At 36.1% G+C, this 18,841-nt stretch carries 11 protein-coding genes; 8 read left to right on the top strand and 3 right to left on the bottom strand.

Annotation, left to right across the window (positions count from 1 at the left end; translation table 11 throughout):
• The first annotated feature begins 940 nt into the window (after nt 1-940).
• The 5 genes from RC62_RS10770 to metQ all read left to right on the top strand — a co-directional run bounded on the left by RC62_RS10770 (nt 941) and on the right by metQ (nt 13,081).
• On the top strand, nt 941-9,004 hold the full coding sequence (locus RC62_RS10770; RefSeq protein WP_055095228.1) for an MBG domain-containing protein: 8,064 nt from the start codon (nt 941-943) through the stop codon (nt 9,002-9,004).
• 56 nt (nt 9,005-9,060) lie between these two features.
• Nucleotides 9,061-9,984, top strand: a complete 924-nt coding sequence (locus RC62_RS10765; protein WP_082421272.1) for a PorP/SprF family type IX secretion system membrane protein — start codon at nt 9,061-9,063, stop codon at nt 9,982-9,984.
• A 564-nt stretch (nt 9,985-10,548) separates the two neighbouring features.
• Nucleotides 10,549-11,580 (top strand): methionine ABC transporter ATP-binding protein MetN, encoded by a 1,032-nt coding sequence (gene metN, locus RC62_RS10760; RefSeq protein WP_055095418.1) that lies wholly within the window; start codon nt 10,549-10,551, stop codon nt 11,578-11,580.
• Complete coding sequence (locus RC62_RS10755) at nt 11,573-12,226, top strand: methionine ABC transporter permease MetI (RefSeq protein ID WP_055095226.1); 654 nt, start codon at nt 11,573-11,575, stop codon at nt 12,224-12,226. The genes metN and RC62_RS10755 overlap by 8 nt, the downstream gene beginning before the upstream one ends.
• Nucleotides 12,227-12,262: 36 nt before the next feature.
• Entirely contained in the window at nt 12,263-13,081 is an 819-nt protein-coding gene (gene metQ / locus RC62_RS10750; protein WP_055095225.1) for a methionine ABC transporter substrate-binding lipoprotein MetQ, read from the top strand.
• A 99-nt stretch (nt 13,082-13,180) separates the two neighbouring features.
• On the opposite strand, the gene RC62_RS10745 is transcribed toward metQ, so the two are convergent.
• Entirely contained in the window at nt 13,181-14,407 is a 1,227-nt protein-coding gene (locus tag RC62_RS10745; protein ID WP_055095224.1) for an MFS transporter, read from the bottom strand.
• Nucleotides 14,408-14,446: 39 nt separating this feature from the next.
• The gene (locus RC62_RS10740) at nt 14,447-15,109 is read right to left on the bottom strand and encodes a FadR/GntR family transcriptional regulator (protein ID WP_055095223.1); all 663 of its coding nucleotides are present in this window, start codon (nt 15,107-15,109) and stop codon (nt 14,447-14,449) included.
• A 216-nt stretch (nt 15,110-15,325) separates the two neighbouring features.
• Here RC62_RS10740 and RC62_RS10735 point away from each other — a divergent pair, with 216 nt between their 5' ends.
• From RC62_RS10735 to RC62_RS10725, 3 genes are all read left to right on the top strand, one after another.
• Nucleotides 15,326-16,552 carry a PQQ-dependent sugar dehydrogenase gene (locus tag RC62_RS10735; protein ID WP_055095222.1) on the top strand — a complete coding sequence of 409 codons (1,227 nt, stop codon included), beginning with the start codon at nt 15,326-15,328 and terminating at the stop codon, nt 16,550-16,552.
• A 127-nt stretch (nt 16,553-16,679) separates the two neighbouring features.
• Entirely contained in the window at nt 16,680-17,543 is an 864-nt protein-coding gene (locus RC62_RS10730) for a helix-turn-helix domain-containing protein (protein WP_157472481.1), read from the top strand.
• Nucleotides 17,544-17,705: 162 nt separating this feature from the next.
• Entirely contained in the window at nt 17,706-18,212 is a 507-nt protein-coding gene (locus RC62_RS10725) for a hypothetical protein (RefSeq protein ID WP_055095220.1), read from the top strand.
• Here RC62_RS10725 and pdeM read toward each other — a convergent pair.
• A complete protein-coding gene (pdeM, locus tag RC62_RS10720; RefSeq protein WP_055095219.1) occupies nt 18,204-18,839 on the bottom strand; it encodes a ligase-associated DNA damage response endonuclease PdeM in 636 nt (211 codons plus the stop codon). The genes RC62_RS10725 and pdeM overlap by 9 nt on opposite strands.
• Nucleotides 18,840-18,841: the final 2 nt, after the last annotated feature.

Below are 18,841 nucleotides of genomic sequence, written 5' to 3'. Positions count from 1 at the left end.
AAAAATTAATATGAGTAAATCAATTTTATTTAAGGGTGAAACGGCATTTTTAATCCAATTTTAAGATTTTAAGATCAATTTGTATGTTGCAATTTCCATTTTAAAGGTTCATTCCGCCATTTTTTATGAATTAAATCATAACATAAATTCCTCTTTAAATATTTTTAAAGGAATGTTTTAAATAAATACGTCTCTTTTATACAAAAGATCTTGTAAGGTCTATTCTCACACTAAACCTTAAGATGGTTTTGTTAAATTTTCTGGAGTATGGTTAAAGTAATATTCTGATTTATAAGAAAAATAAGATGATTTTAAACTTCTAAAATTGGTGCAAGTTATAGAATGAAACAATAAGAATAATAGAGCAGATACTAATTGATCTATCTTTATTTTATGATAATCAATATTTTAGGGTCGTACTTGTTTTTACTTATATAAGATTTAAAATCTTTCCTCTTTATCATAACTTATTTTGTTTGTGCCTCAAAAGCATCTCAGTTGAGATAACAAAATTTGCCTAAAATTATTCGAATAAAATTATTGTATACAAAAACGGACTCTATAAAAAGGCATTTAATAATTATTGATTTTAAAAATGAATAAAAAACAATTGTCTTTTGAGGTAATTGATATCCAGAGTATACGTCTAAAACATAAACCTTATAAAATGTCTTAAACTGTTAGTTTTAAAACGTATCGTGGTAAGAAACAAAATCGATTAACAATAATATTTGACATAGTAAAATATTAATAATGATTATCATATAATATTTATTCTTAAATGTGACCATTTAGTATTAATTGTTTTATGAGTGCCGTGTTTTATTTTGTAAATGAAAACAATAAATAACAGGACTAAACTCAATAAAAATTGTTATGTATTAAATTTAATATTTAAGATCTGATATGTGATTTTTTGAAACTTTTAAAATTATTTAGCATGATTAGAATATCTACTTTTCCTTCTATTTCGATTTCTTTTAAACAAATACAACTTTTTTCTATTTTTCTTTGGATTATTATTTTAGCATTTCCCTTTCATGGAATTGCTCAAAGTCCAGGAGGAGTTTCGGGAGAGGTTATGTGGTATAAAGCAAACGCTGGCATTAGTCTAAATGCAAACAATGTAGCACAATGGAGTGATTCTAGCGGAAATTTGAATGATGCGGTACAAGTTACAGCAGCTAGTCAGCCAGCTTATACTTCTAATAGTATCAATTTTAATCAATCTCTTACTTTCTCAGGAAGTAATTATTTGATTGCACCAACAAACAATTTTCCTGCAGCAAATAGTGCCCGTTCTTTATTTATAGTGGGGACTTCTACTAATACACAAACAGGTAATAGCTGGATATATGGTTATGGAACGGGTAATCCTTCACGCTCTTTTAATGTTGGAAAATTATTAAATGCAACACCTTTGTATTTAAGTATTTTTGGTAGTGGTACACAATCTTCTACGGCTTTCTGGGCTGCCAATGTGCCAAAATTGGCTACTATTACTTATAGTGCACCAACAATATCTTATTTTGATGCTGGAACCTCAGTTGGAACTGCCAGTCAAGTAACATGGAATACATTACTCGCAACAAATAGTGGAAGAATAGGTTCTTTCGTAAATTCTGGAAACGAACAATGGAGAGGTAATATAGCTGAGATAATAATGTATCCTTCACTAATTACGGGTACAACAGCAGCAAGTATAGAATCTTACCTATCCATAAAATATGGTATACATAAACAGGGTAATTATCTTGATAGTGCCGGAAATGTGGTTTGGGATGCAACTGCAAATAGTGTTTATCATAATGATGTATTTGGAATTGCACAGGATGATTTGTCAGGATTATTACAAGTGCAATCTAATAGTACCAATAATGGAAGTGGTGATGGTACGGGACAAGCAGGAAAAGGAAATATTATAATTACTAACCCATCCTCATTAGTTAATAATGGGTTTTTACTGATTGGTCATGACGCAGCTACACTTACAGAAGCAAACGTTATTGTAACAGGTAGTCCAACGAAAAGAGTACAAAGAATATGGAAAATTCAAAGTTCAGGAAATCCTGGAACCGTAACATTAAGTTATGATATTAATGGCTTAACTTATTCGGGACAAAATGCCAATGATTATGTATTATTAGTCGATCCAACAGGTACAGGTGATTTTAGTGGAGGAAGTGTCGTAAAATACAACGCAGTATCTCTTTCTGGAGATAAGGTTTCATTTAATAATGTTGATTTTTCAACAGGCGCTGTATTTACTTTTCAAACACTATCAGCTCCTTCAGTTCAGGCAACAAATGTTGTTTTTTCGGGAACAACAGGAACTACAACAACCGCAAGTTGGTTAAATGGTAATGGTTCTTCAAGAGCTGTGTTTATGTATGAGGGTATAAATGGCAGTGCAGCGCCGATAGATTTTACAACTTATACATCAAATACTGTTTTTGGTTCGGGAAGTCAAATTGGTACAACAGGCTGGTATTGTATTTATAATGGTACTGGAACAACAGTTAATATAACTGGTTTGACTCCTGCTACAACATATCAGGTTATGACAGCTGAATACAATGGTCTATCGGGAAGTGAAATCTATCTGTCTGAATTAAGTACAGGAAATCCGTCAGGAGTTACCACCCTTAATAATATTGCTACATTAAATAATTTAAATATAAGTGAAGGTACTTTAGACCCTGCTTTTGCGAGTGGTACCACAAGTTATACAGCTACTGTAGCCAATGCCATTACAAGTTTAACTGTTACGCCTGTAGCTACAGATACTAATGCAACTATTACTGTAAATGGTTTGGCAGTTATAAGCGGAAATCCTTCAACAGCCATTGCTTTGGCAGTTGGACCAAATGTTATTACTACAGTTGTAACAGCTCAGGATGGAACGACAATAGAAACTTATACGGTAACGGTAAACAGAACTGCACCGCCAACAATTATAACAAGCGGTACTTTACAGGCACTAACCACTATTTATGGAACATCATCATTATCTGCTCCTTTTAATGTTTCAGGTACTGATATGTTCGAAGGGATTTTAATTGCAGCACCTTCAGGATTTGAAGTAAGTAGTGATGATACTACTTTTACGAACAGTATTACAATAGGAGGAGCAGGAACTATTATAGATACACCAGTTTACATTCGATTAAAAGGAACAATTCCGGCAGGAGATTATTCAGGAGATATAGTTTTGACTAGTAATAGTGCCACAACAATTAATTTGCCCACAGTTTTAAGTACAGTTAACAAAGCGAATTTGACCATCACGGCAGATGCGCAAACCAAAATCTACGGATCGGTAAATCCTACCTTAACGGCAAGTTATGCAGGATTTGTAAACGGGGATACGGCAGCAAGTTTAACGACTCCACCAACAATCACCACAACCGCGGATAATGCTAGTATTGTGGGGACCTATCCAATCACGGCAACAGGAGCGGTAAATGACAATTACATCATCAGTTATGTTGCAGGAAGTTTGACAGTAACCCAGGCAACTTTGACCATCACCGCCGATGCGCAAACCAAAACTTACGGATCAGCAAACCCAACCTTAACAGCAAGTTATGCAGGATTTGTAAACGGCGATACGGCAGCGAGTTTAACGACTCCGCCAACAATCACCACAACCGCAGATAATGCCAGTATTGTGGGAACATACCCAATCACGGCAATCGGAGCGGTAAATAACAATTACATCATCAGTTATGTTGCGGGAAGTTTAACAGTAACTCAGGCAACTTTGACCATCACAGCCGATGCGCAAATCAAAACTTACGGATCGGTAAATCCTACCTTAACGGTAAGTTATGCAGGATTTGTAAACGGCGATACGGCAGCAAGTTTATCAACTCCGCCAACAATCACCACAACCGCGGATAATGCAAGTATTGTTGGAAGTTATCCAATTACGGCAATCGGAGCGGTGAATGACAATTACATCATCAGTTATGTTGCAGGAAGTTTGATAGTAACCCAGGCAACTTTGACCATTACGGCAGATGCGCAAACCAAAACCTACGGATCAGCAAACCCAACTTTAACGGCAAGTTATGCGGGATTTGTAAATGGGGATACGGCAGCAAGTTTAACCACTGTGCCAACGATCAGTACAACTGCAGATAATACCAGCATTGTGGGAAGTTATCCAATCACGGCAACAGGAGCGGTAAATGATAATTACATCATCAATTATGTTGCGGGAAGTTTAACAGTAACTCAGGCAACTTTGACCATCACGGCCGATGCGCAAACCAAAACTTACGGTTCAGCAAATCCTACCTTAACGGTAAGTTATGCAGGATTTGTAAACGGCGATACGGCAGCAAGTTTATCAACTCCGCCAACAATCACCACAACCGCGGATAATGCAAGTATTGTGGGAACCTATCCAATCACGGTAACAGGAGCGGTGAATAATAATTACATTATCAATTATGTCGCGGGAAGTTTAACAGTAACTCAGGCAACTTTGACCATTACGGCTGATGCACAAACAAAAATCTACGGATCAGCAAACCCGACTTTAACGGCAAGTTATGCGGGATTTGTAAACGGCGATACGGTGGCAAGTTTATCAACTCCGCCAACAATCACCACAACCGCGGATAATGCCAGTATTGTGGGAACCTATCCAATCACGGCAACAGGAGCGGTGAATAATAATTACATCATCAGCTATGTTGCGGGAAGTTTAACAGTAACACAGGCAACTTTGATCATCACGGCAGATGCGCAAACCAAAACTTACGGATCAGCAAATCCTACCTTAACGGCAAGTTATGCGGGATTTGTAAATGGGGATACTTCGACAAGTTTAACGACTCCGCCAACAATTACCACAACAGCGGATAATAGCAGCATTGTGGGAACCTATCCAATTACGGCAACTGGTGCGGTAAATGATAATTACATCATCAGTTATGTTGCAGGAAGTTTGACAGTAACACAGGCAACTTTGACCATCACGGCAGATGCGCAAACCAAAACTTACGGATCGGTAAATCCTACCTTAACGGCAAGTTATGCGGGATTTGTAAATGGGGATACTTCGACAAGTTTAACGACTCCGCCAACAATCACCACAACCGCGTATAATGCAAGTATTGTGGGAACCTATCCAATCACGGCAACAGGAGCGGTAAATGATAATTACATCATCAGTTATGTTGCGGGAAGTTTAATAGTAACTCAGGCAACTTTGACCATTACGGCAGATGCACAAACAAAAATCTACGGATCAGCAAACCCTACCTTAACGGCAAGTTATACTGGATTTGTAAACGGGGATACGGCAGCAAGTTTAACCACTCTGCCAACTATTACCACAACCGCGGATAATGCAAGTATTGTTGGAAGTTATCCAATCACGGCACTTGGAGCGGTGAATGATAATTACATCATCAGTTATGTTGCGGGAAGTTTAACAGTAACACAGGCAACTTTGACCATTACAGCCGATGCGCAAACCAAAATTTACGGATCGGTAAATCCTACCTTAACGGCAAGTTATGCTGGATTTGTAAACGGGGATACGGCAGCGAGTTTAACGACTCCGCCAACAATCACCACAACCGCGGATAATACCAGCATTGTGGGAACCTATCCAATCACAGCACTTGGAGCGGTGAATGATAATTACATTATCAATTATGTTGCGGGAAGTTTGATAGTAACCCAGGCAACTTTGACGGTAACAGCAGACAATAAAAGTAAAGTTTACGGAGATACAAATCCTACCTTAACGGCAAGTTATGCAGGATTTGTAAACGGAGATACAGTGTCAAGTTTAACCACGCAAACAACGATTAGCACATCGGCTACCGCGGCAAGTTCTGTTGGAACATATCCAATTACAGTAAGTGGAACAACAGATTCTAATTATATAATTAATCATATTGATGGAACATTAACTGTAACTGCTACAACTTTATTGACGATTGTTGCAAATAATCAAAATAAAATATACGGAGATATAAATCCTGCTTTGACAGTTAGTTATGTTGGTTTTGTGAACGGCGATACAGAGACCAGTTTAACAACCTTGCCAACAATTACCACGACAGCTGTTCAAAGTAGTCCAGTTGGAACGTATCCCGTAACGGCAAGTGGTGCAGTTAGTGCAAATTATACGATTGAATATACTGATGGGACTTTAACTGTTAATCCAGCAACTTTGACCATCACGGCAGATGCACAAACCAAAACTTACGGATCAGCAAACCCAACTTTAACGGGAAGTTATGGGGGATTTGTAAACGGCGATACAGCAGCGAGTTTAACGACTCCGCCAACAATCACCACAACCGCGGATAATGCCAGCATTGTGGGAACCTATCCAATCACGGCAACTGGAGCGGTAAATGACAATTATATCATCAGTTATGTTGCGGGAAGTTTGACAGTAACCCAGTCAACTTTGACCATCACTGCCGATGTGCAAACCAAAACTTACGGATCAGCAAACCCTACCTTAACGGCAAGTTATGCAGGATTTGTAAACGGCGATACTTCGGCAAGTTTAACGACTCTGCCAACTATTACCACAACTGCAGATAATGCAAGTATTGTTGGAAGTTATCCAATCACGGCTATCGGAGCGGTGAATGACAATTACATCATCAGTTATGTTGCAGGAAGTTTGACAGTAACACAGGCAACTTTGATCATCACGGCAGATGCGCAAACCAAAACTTACGGTTCAGCGAATCCTATCTTAACAGCAAGTTATACAGGATTTGTAAATGGTGATACTTCGGCAAGTTTAACGACTCTGCCAACTATTACCACAACAGCTGATAATGCCAGTATTGTGGGAAGCTATCCAATCACGGCAACAGGAGCGGTGAATGATAATTACATCATCAATTATGTTGCAGGAAGTTTGACAGTAACTCAGGCAACTTTGACCATTACGGCTGATGTGCAAACCAAAATCTACGGATCAGCAAACCCGACTTTAACGGCAAGTTATGCAGGATTTGTAAACGGCGATACTTCGGCAAGTTTATCAACTCCTCCAACAATTACCACAACAGCGGATAATACCAGCATTGTGGGAACATACCCAATCACGGCAACAGGAGCGGTAAATGACAATTACAGCATCAGTTATGTTGCGGGAAGTTTGACGGTAACCCAGGCAACTTTAACCATTACAGCCGATGCGCAAACCAAAACGTACGGTTCAGCAAATCCGACTTTAACGGCAAGTTATGCGGGATTTGTAAATGGGGATACTTCGGCGAGTATAACGACTCCGCCAACAATCACCACAACCGCGGATAATGCCAGTATTGTGGGAACCTATCCAATCATGGCAATAGGAGCGGTGAATGATAATTACATCATCAATTATGTTGCGGGAAGCTTGACAGTAACTCAGGCAACTTTGACCATTACAGCCGATGCGCAAACCAAAATTTACGGATCGGTAAATCCTACCTTAACTGCAAGTTATGCTGGATTTGTAAACGGGGATACTTCGGCGAGTATAACGACTCCGCCAACAATCACCACAACCGCGGATAATGCCAGCATTGTGGGAACATACCCAATCACGGCAACTGGAGCGGTAAATGACAATTACAGCATCAGTTATGTTGCGGGAAGTTTGACGGTAACCCAGGCAACTTTGACCATTACAGCCGATGCGCAAACCAAAACGTATGGTTCAGCAAATCCGACTTTAACGGCAAGTTATGCGGGATTTGTAAACGGCGATACGGCAACGAGTTTAACGACTCCGCCAACAATCACCACAACAGCGGATAATGCCAGCATTGTGGGAACATACCCAATTACGGCAATTGGAGCGGTAAATAACAATTACATCATTAGTTATGTTGCGGGAAGTTTAACAGTAACCCAGGCAACTTTGACCATTACGGCTGATAATAAAACAAGAGCTTATGGCATGCCAAATCCTATGTTAACAGCAAGTTATAATGGTTTTGTAAATGGGGATACAGTTACAAGTTTATCCACTGCGCCAACTATTTCTACTATTGCAAATGCAACAAGTCCAGTAGGGGTTTATGCTATTACAGCAAGTGGTGCGATAGATTCTAATTACAGCATTATATATGTTACGGGAGTGTTGACTGTAACATCTGCGAACGATGTTAAGTTAGCAAGTCTTACTATTAATAACGGAGTTTTAACTCCTGCTTTCTCACCAGATGTTCTTTTATATAATGTAACTGTAGGAAGTAATGTTGACACAGAGACAATAACAGTGACGTCTGATGATCCTTTGGCAACAATAACAATCAATGGAATTATAGTTTCAAATGGCGGATCTATAACTTCAGTTCCTTTATTGGCAGGATTGAATACAATAGCTATAAAAGTAACTTCAGAAGATGGTTTAACGACCAAAACATACATTCTAAATGTTACAAGGGAAAGTTCTGATACGGCCTCTTTATCTGATTTAACCATTAGTGAAGGCACATTAAATCCAGAATTCGAATCAGATGTATATAATTATAGTGCAGCTGTTAAGTATGATGTAAATTCTATAACAGTTACTCCAACCGTTACGGATCCTGCATCTAAAATAACTGTAAACGGATTACCTGTATCGAATTCAGTTCAAAGTACGCCAATCGCGCTGAAATTAGGAGAGAATATCATTCAGACAATAATTACAGCTCAAGATGGTGTAACAAAGCAAACCTATACTATTACTGTATATAAAGGTGCTTCACCGGATCAGGTTACAGCAAATAATATTCTCTCGCCAAATGGAGATGGAAAAAATGATTTCTGGGAAATTAAGGATATTGTTTTGTACCCAAATAATACTGTGACGGTATACGACAGAGCGGGTCGAATAGTGTATTCTAAAAAGTCATACAGTAATGAATGGGATGGATCTTACAGTGGTTCTCCGCTAAATAATGATACTTACTATTATCTAATTGATCTGGGAGATAATTTACCTAAAATCAAAGGATTTATTACCGTGATCAGGGATTAAGATCCAGAGCTAAAAAGTTTAAAATAATAAAATTGTTATATCATAACCATATAGATATGAATACAAGTAAAAAAATATTTATGAGATTATCGACTATCAGGCCAATCTTGTTTTTGAGTGTACTATTCTTGTTTACAAACTTGGCTAATGCACAATTAAACAAATTTGAAGCCATGTATTACCAAAATCAATATTTGGGAAATCCTGCGATGGCGGGGTTAAATAAAGGTGTGAACTTAAATATTGGGTACCAGAGACAATGGAATCAGGTGCCCGGAAATCCGGTTCTAATGTATGCAACTGCAGAATATAACCCGGATAGCAGACTTGCTTACGGTCTTAATTTTAATAGTGACAGAGCAGGTTTGATTACCAACTCAAGAATTTTGGGAACTTTTGCCTATCATTTGCCAATTGACGGAGAGGATCAAAAAATAAATTTCGGACTTTCGCTTGGAGCCCGATTTTTATCTCTTGATAAAAGCAAGATTAATGGTAATATTGACGATCCTTCGGTTCAGAATTTTGATGAAGGAGGAGCTTTAGATGGCGATTTTGGTATTTCATATACCTCAAAATTATTAACCATTCAGGCTGCTGTTCCAAATTTGAACAATGTTTTTTTTGATAATGATAATGGGGAAAGGAAATATATAGACAATCAGGTGTTTTATTCTGCCATAAGTTATAAGTTGTATGTATCCAGCAGGATTAACGACTTTAATATTGAACCTCTTGTTGCTTTTAGAGGTATCAGAGGATATAAGGATATATTAGATATAGGAACAAATTTTAATATGCCGGAGTACCATATGAATATATCTGCTATGTATCATACTAATGAAGTAATCTCAGGTTCTTTTGGAATTTCACTGGAAAAATTAGGAATCTTTTTGTCTTATTCCAATTATATAGGCAACTCAGGTGCTTTCGCAAATGATGTTTTTGAATTGGGACTTCGTTATAAATTTTTAGAATAGTAGTTTAGTTATTTATAGAAAAGACTTGGGATTTTTATTGAACACTTTGGTTTTTTTTTGAGAATTAGCAAACCCTATTTATTATAGGGTTTGCTTTTTTTATAAAAGATTATCACGAAAATATATTTAAATCTGTAATGCTTGTCTATAAAAAGAATAGTTGTTGTAAAAACTAGTTCAATAGCCCTGATGGGAGCGGCATCCTTTGCTTGCTTTCTTTAAGCAAGTAAAGATACAGCAGACAGCAGGAAACAGCTCCAATGCCTAAAACAGTCTATTAGATTGATAGGGTAAAAAAAGTTTATGATTTTTTGCATTGAAATTCAAATTATCTCTTTAAATTTGCCGCAGCAATGAAAAACAATAACCAGAATACCAATTATTATAGCTGCAACAATTGTTGTGGAACTATGCAATGGTATAAACTGGCTTATATATAAAAATAAAATTATTTATTTCTAAAGCCTTTCAATATTTATGAAAGGCTTTTTGATTTTATTTTGGCAATTTCAGAACCGCTAAGTATTTATGTCTGTAGATATCAGACTTAACTTGAATAAAAAAATGATTGAACTAAAAAATGTCACCAAGAATTTTCATCAGAAAAACCGAATTGTTTCGGCTTTGTCCGATGTTTCGCTTAAAGTTCCACCTGGAAAAATCTTTGGTGTAATTGGAACTTCGGGAGCTGGAAAAAGTACTTTAATTCGTTGTGTAAACTTGCTGGAAAGACCAACTTCAGGAGAAATTATCGTTGACGGAAAATCTTTGATACAATTATCAAATGCACAGCTTGCGATTGAAAGAAGACAAATAGGAATGATTTTTCAGCATTTTAATTTGCTTTCATCACGTACAGTTTTTGAGAATGTGGCTTTTCCGTTGGAGCTTGTTGGAGTTCCAAAAGGAGATATTCAGACTCGTGTTTTAGAATTACTGCAATTGGTAGGTTTGGCTGAAAAAGCAAATGATTATCCTGCAAGCCTTTCAGGAGGTCAAAAACAAAGAGTTGCCATTGCCAGAACATTGGCAAATAACCCAAAAGTATTGTTGTGCGACGAAGCTACAAGTGCGCTTGATCCGGCAACTACAAGATCTATCCTAAATTTATTAAAAGATATTAATCGTCGTTTGAACATTACGATTCTTTTGATCACACACCAGATGGAAGTTGTGAAATCGATTTGTGATGAGGTTGCTGTAATCAGCCACGGAAAACTGATAGAACAGGGAAGTGTAGGCGAAATTTTTGCCGATCCTAAACATGAATTAACAAAAGAATTTATCGCGTCTTCACTTCATCTTGATATTCCAAGAGTGTATCAGGAAAGGTTACAAAAAGAAGATCGCGAAGGCTTAAATCCGTTGTTGAGACTTGAAATGACTGGAAAATCTGTTAATGAGCCCGTTATTTCTGAAGTTTCGCGATTGTTTGATACTAACTTTAAGATTGTTAGTGCACAAATGGATCAGGCCGGAGATGTAAATTTTGGCGTTATGCTGATTGAACTGTCGGGAAAGCGCGAGAATTATGAAGCTGCAATTGAGTATTTTATTTCTAAACATATTAAAACAGAAATTATAGGTTATGTCTGATTCAATTATTGACTTATTATTAAAAGGAACCTGGGAAACCATCGTGATGACATTTGTTTCGGGATTTTTTGGTTTTGTATTGGGACTTCCAACCGGTATTTTGCTTTTTCTTACCCGAAAAAATCAAATTCTGGATCAACCGGTTTTAAACAGGACTTTATCGGTTTTGGTGAATATTTTTCGTTCAATTCCGTTCATTATATTAATTGTCTGGATGATTCCGTTTACACGTGCATTGGTAGGAACTTCTATTGGTGTAAGTGCAGCACTTGTTCCTTTAAGTATTGGTGCCGCTCCATTTATTGCCAGACTTGTAGAAAATAGTCTTTTAGGATTGCCTTCAGGATTAATCGAAGCAGCAAGAGCTTTGGGTGCAACACCTTTCCAGATCGTATACAAAGTATTGCTACCGGAAGCTTTGCCATCTTTAATAAACGCAGCTTCTATAACATTAATTACACTTGTAGGATATTCTGCAATGGGTGGTGCTGTTGGTGCTGGTGGTTTAGGACAAGTAGGATATCAATACGGATACATTGGTTATGATGCCGTAACTATGAATTCGGTTTTAGCTTTACTGGTACTTTTGGTATTTATAATTCAGTTTACCGGTGACTTTTTATCCAAAAGATTTGACCATAGATAGATATCAATTAAGAATTAAAAATTAAAAAATAAGAGAATGAATATTAGATTAAATTTTTTGAAAATAGCGGGTATTGTTGCCTTTACATTATCATTGGCAAATTGCGGAAAAAGCAAAAACAATGATCCGCACCACATAAAAGTTGGAGTTGCAACCGGACCGGAATATAAGGTGGCAGAAGCGGCTAAAAAAGTAGCAAAAGAAAAATACGGATTAGAAGTAGAACTAATTTCCTTTAACGATTATGTAATTCCTAATGAAGCTTTGAGCCAGGGAGATATTGATGCAAACGCTTTTCAGCACAAACCATATCTTGATGAGCAATCTAAACAACGCGGATATAAATTGGCAATTATCGGGAAAACATTTATTTACCCAATTGCGGCTTATTCTAAAAAGATAAAGAGTCTTACAGAATTAAAAAATGAAAGCACTGTTATTATCCCAAATGATCCAACAAACGGAGGACGTTCGTTATTGTTATTAGAGAAAAATGGTTTATTGAAACTTAAACCAGGAATTGGTTTATTGCCAAAAGTTACAGATATTGTCAGTAATCCTAAAAATCTTAAAATTTTAGAATTAGAAGCACCTCAATTGCCACGAGCACTTGATGATGAAAACGTAACAATTGCAATTATCAATAATACTTTTGCTTCTCAGGCAGGATTAGTCCCATCTCGTGATGCCTTGTTTGTTGAGGATAAAGATTCTCCTTATGTAAACTTAGTAGTAAGTCGTGAAGACAATAAAAATGAAGAAAAGGTAAAGCAGTTTTTACAAGCTTTTCAATCGGCAGAAGTAGAACAAGCAGCAATTCGTGAATTTAAAGGCGGAGCTGTAAAAGGCTGGTAATAAAAATATATCGAATTTTAATGCAAACAAAAAAGCGCTAAGTCAGTAGATTTAGCGCTTTTTTAATTTGAATTAGTAAGCAATAATTTATTCTTTTATTTAATTGTTTTGATGTTTTTTGTTTCCTTCGATATTAGGAAGCAAACTTGTCAAAATTCCTATCAAAGGGAGGAAAGCACATACTTTAAAAACATATTCAATGCTCGTATTATCGGCTAATTTTCCTAAAATCGCAGAACCTAATCCGCCCATTCCGAAAGCTAACCCAAAGAAAAGTCCGGCAATTAATCCAACTTTTCCCGGAACAAGCTCTGTTGCATAAACTAAAATTGCTGAGAAAGCAGATGAGATAATTAAACCAATAATCACCGATAATATTCCGGTCCAGAAAAGAGAAACATAAGGCAGTAATAATGTAAAAGGAGCAACGCCTAATATAGAAATCCAAATAATATATTTACGTCCAAAACGATCTCCTAAAGGTCCGCCAAATAATGTACCGGCAGCTACAGCACCCATAAAAGCAAAAAGATACACTTGAGATTCCTGTACAGACAAATGAAATTTATCGATAAGATAAAAAGTATAATAGCTTGTCATACTTGCCATATAAAAATATTTGGAAAATATAAGAACCAATAAAATACCCAATGAAAAGATTACTTTTTTTCTGGAAAGTGAATGATGAATTTCTTCTTTTACTGCAGTTTTATTTAATGCTTTAAGGTTTAAATGTTCCTGATACCATTTTGCAACTCCTGAAAGAATAACAATTCCTAACACAGCAGCAATACAAAACCAAATAATATTAAATTGTCCGTAAGGCACCACAATTATTGCGGCAAGCAAAGGTCCGACAGCACTTCCTGCATTTCCTCCCAATTGAAAAATAGATTGTGCCAAACCTCTTTTTCCTCCCGAAGCCAAATGTGCCACCCTCGAAGATTCAGGATGAAATATAGAAGATCCAATACCAATTAAACTTACGGCAAGCAAGATATTAATGAAGCTGGAAGCCACAGCTACTGCAGCCAAGCCAACTAAGGTAAAAACCATTGCAATTGCCAATGAATATGGTCGCGGTTTTCTATCTGTATAAAATCCTACGAAAGGCTGTAATATCGATGCTGTAAGCTGGTAAGTCAAAGTAATTAACCCAATGTCAGTAAAGGTTAAGTGAAATTTTTCCTTGATAATAGGATATACGGCCGGAACTACCGCCTGCAGCATATCGTTAAGAAAATGTGTAAAGCTAATAGTAAATAAAATGGAAAAAATAGTTTGCTGTGCTAAATGTTTCGACTGTTCAATGGTATTTGTTTTCATGCTTTAATATCAGATCATCTGATGAATTTGGGTAAAAAATTAGTAATTAATATGTCCTATGATTTTTGCAACTGTGTTCCAGGCTTTTTTAGAATCTTGTGCTATGATACTATTTAAAAGCTGCTCATGTATTGCATAAGTATCCTGAAATATTTTGGTATCCGGATAAAGATGAAGAAATCCTTTTTTAAGATGTACAGAAGCAGATTTATATAAATCGGCAAGAATTTCATTTTTTGATGCTTCTGCAATGGCGATATGAAATTGTATGTCGGCTTCTATGCATTCTTCAAGTAAACCTCTGTTAGCAGCGGCCATTCTGTTTTGTAAGTGCATTTTCATGGCAATTATGTCATCTTCAGATCTGTTAATGGCTGCTTTTTCGGCAATCTTTAATTCTAATAATTGTCTTACCTCATCTAAATCCTGAACATTGGCACGCATTAATCTCTGATCCATAGGTTCACGTGTTGTTCTGACTTCCTGCACAAATGTACCAACTCCTTGCTGAATGCGCAGTAATCCTGAATTGGCCAGTAACTTCATAGCTTCTCTAATCGAAGATCTGCCAACGCCAAAACTTTTCATTAGTTCAGCCTCAATAGGTAATTTCTCATTGAGTTTGTAATGGCCTAAAGAGATCTGCTCTTGTAATTTTGAAGCAACTTCTTCAGCCAGCGATTTTTTATTGATTAATGCCATAATTGTATTATCATATCATCTGATGATTGCAAACTTAAAAATTATTATTAATAAATTATCAAAAAAAATTAGAAACAGCATTATAGATATTAAAATCGTATAACTTTTCTCATAAATTATATAACGGCTTTTATTTTAGATTTAAGATTTTTGTTTTGTTCTAAATTTAGAATCACTACAACTGATAATTTTTTAAATATTTAAAACCCCAAAACTATGAGAAATATTAACCAGATTGCTATTGTTTCAAGTGTGCTAATGACATTATTTAGCTGCTCTAACGATAAAGAAGTCGATGTAAATCCAGGCACAACTACTAATCCCGTAGAAGGTACTGCTGCCAATACAACTTATAAACCTGCATTTGAGGGACAAACCCGTATTAACGGCATCCAAACCAATACACCTTATGAAGGAGTTGCTATTGCTACGGCTTTATCAAGCCCATGGGGAATAAAAACACTTCCTGACGGAAGATTATTGATTACAGAAAAAACAGGTACAATGCGTATCGCGACAACAGCCGGAGTTTTGAGTACACCTATTACTGGTATTCCTGCTGTAAATGCTGCTAATCAGGGAGGTTTATTAGGATTATGTATTGATCCTGATTTTACTACAAACCGAATGATATATTGGGTTTTTGCTGAAGCAACTACAGGCGGAAATAATACGGCTGTGGCCAAAGGAAAATTATCAGCAGATGAAAAAACAATCGAAGGCGCAACAATAATATACAGAGCAAAACCTGCTAATCCAAGTACGCTTCATTATGGAGGACGTATTCTTTTTGATAAAACCGGCTCTCTTATAGTCAGTACAGGAGAAAGATCTGTATTAGAAACCAGACCATTAGCACAATCAGTTACTGCTGCTCTTGGTAAAGTTATCAGAATAACAAAAGACGGACAGCCGGCAACGGGAAATCCTACTTTTACGCAAACCGGAGCTTTACCTGAATTATATTCTATTGGGCATAGAAACCCACAAGGTTTAGCCCTTAATCCTGTTACGAACGAAATCTGGCTTGCTGAGCATGGACCACGTGGTGGCGACGAAATTAACCGTATAAAACCGGGTGCAAATTACGGATGGCCTACAATAACTTACGGAATAGAATATACAGGTGAAAAAATTGGTGCAGGAATTCAGCAACAAGATGGTTTAGAACAACCGGTTTACTATTGGGATCCGGTAGTTTCGCCAAGCGGAATGACTTTTTATACAGGTAATCGTGTTCCGGAATGGCAAAATAACTTATTTATCGGCGCTCTAAGCGGAATGCATATCGTGCGTCTTGCCATAAAAGACAATAAAGTAATTGGTGAAGAAAGACTTCTTGCTTCCGAAAATCAACGTTTTAGAGACGTAACGCAAGGAAACGACGGAGCTTTATATGCTATTACTGATGCTGGAAGACTTTATAAAATCGACAAAAAGTAATATAGAATAAAGAGAATAGACAAAAGAGAATTTTGACTCTTGATAAGATAATGGCGCTGTATGGCGCCATTTTTTTTGTTATGGATAAATGGTTGACTATATTTGATATTGATTAAACCTAACACAATTGAAGAATAAAATTACAACATACTCGCTCGAACATCATAAGAGTTTGTTTGCTAATGCTGACAGTAATACTGATTATTTTTACATTCAGGCGCAGGATCATCCTTATATCAGCGAACCATATCGGGCAGAAAGCTATGCAATCGAATTTTTGAGAAAAGGAAGTATTGTAATGCAGAGTAAACTAAAAAAAGTTATAATTCACGCTCCGGCAATACTTACATTAGGACCATCTGTAATTAGAAGTTTTACAAAATACAGTGACGAAATTTTAATTGATATTATTTTTTTTAAACCGCAATTTTTTCTGCACAATCAGGCTAATATTTTCTTTTTGTCGCAATATGAATTTTTCGAAAATAGTGAAATGCATGTTTTTAATCTGAATAAGAAGAACAAAATTAAGTTCGAGCAAATCTTTTCACTGCTACGACAATCGCTGGACAATAATTCTACTCATCAGCCTTCAATATTTAGAGGATATCTCTATATTTTAATTTACGAACTTGATTTCATCAAACAAATATCTCCTGATGATTCGGCTCAAAATCCGCTATTCGAAAAATTTAAAGAACTACTTTCCAAAGAGTTTATAAACAAGCGATCTGTTCAGTATTATGCAGATGAATTGAATGTAACCCGCAAATATTTATCAGAAGTAATCAAGAATAACAGCGGGAAAACAGCCAGCGAATGGATTGATGATATTGTTGTTCTGGAAGCCAAAGTATTGCTTCAGAACAAGGATTTAACCATTAGCCAGATTAGTGATACTTTAAATTTTCCCAATCAATCGGGATTTGGCAGGTTTTTTAAAAAATGTGAGGGAATTTCCCCTTTAGAATACCGCAAAAAGAATGTCTGAAATATAATTTAGCATATAAATAAAATTATATTAACACAAAGTTTGTCATTTCGAGGAATGAGAAATAAAACTCCCGACTTTTCGAACAAGTTACAAGACATTTAGCTCTTTCCTAATCAATCAAATCATCTCAACTTTGCATTATAATAAAACAATATAAATATGTCTAAAGTTGCAAAATTTGTAGTAATCATAAACGATAATGTAGTTTGGATGGAAGAAAAAGCGCTGAAATTCTACTCAGCTTTATTTGCTTCCTCTAAAGAAATAGGAGAGAAGTATGCTCAGGAAAATCTTTCGAGCCATAAGTTATTCAAAATACAAAATGATTTTTCGGTTGAAATGTTAATGGCGTATGATGGCGAAAATCCGTTATCTTTTATGAAACTGAATTCATCCCGACTCTCTAATCAAAATCTCGATGCCAATAAACCAATGGGCACAGATCATATTGTTTACTTCAATACTGAAGATATAATAGTACTTTTTAAACGTGCCGAAGAAGTCGCTTTACAAAGAAAATATGATTTAATTTGGGCAAAAGCTTTTCAAATTGATACTGTATTAATAGAAACTTTAAAATCTTTGGGATATGAGGAATTCAATTATAAAAATGATACTACCCGTGATACCGATCAAAAACAGCTTTACTTTAAAAAATCAATTTAGATTGATCCTTATAACTTCATCATTTGCAATAGCATAAACAATATCGTTTTCCTGTGGTTTTAGAACATGTTTTCCGGTAAATTCACCAAAAGCAGCCAAAATCATTTGATTTTCTTTCTGAAAGAAACAAGGCAGTTTTAAAGATTGTGCTCCAAAACCCCGAAGAATAATTCCGGGATGGATATGTCCTGAAAAATTAAAAAAACCTTCTTTTATTGTGGGATGATGGGTTAATAAAAAGTCGTCTACCTCAAGGGATTCTACAACATCTATATCAATTTTAGTGTAATGTTTTTTATCGATAATATCGTGATTTCCTGCAATAAGTATAATTTTATTGGTGCAGCAATCTACCCATTTTTCGAATAAATCCCATTCGGTATTTTTTGTACTATGAAATAAATCTCCCAGGAAAATAATTTTTTCAGGTTTAAAAAAATCTACGATATCAGTCAAACGTTTAAAATTTTCCGAAACCACATTATTGGGAATCGCTACGCCGTGTTTTCTAAAATGGGATACTTTCCCTAAATGCACATCAGATATCAAAAGCAATTTTCTGGTTTCCCAAAATAAAGCCCCACTTGGATGTAAAATAAACGTTTGATTTTGTATTGTAATAGTCATAA

The organism is Flavobacterium aquidurense (assembly GCF_001404985.1).
GTDB lineage: Bacteria > Bacteroidota > Bacteroidia > Flavobacteriales > Flavobacteriaceae > Flavobacterium > Flavobacterium aquidurense_B.
Note: the sequence above shows the minus strand (reverse complement) of the source record. Positions and strands in the feature narration are given on the sequence as shown.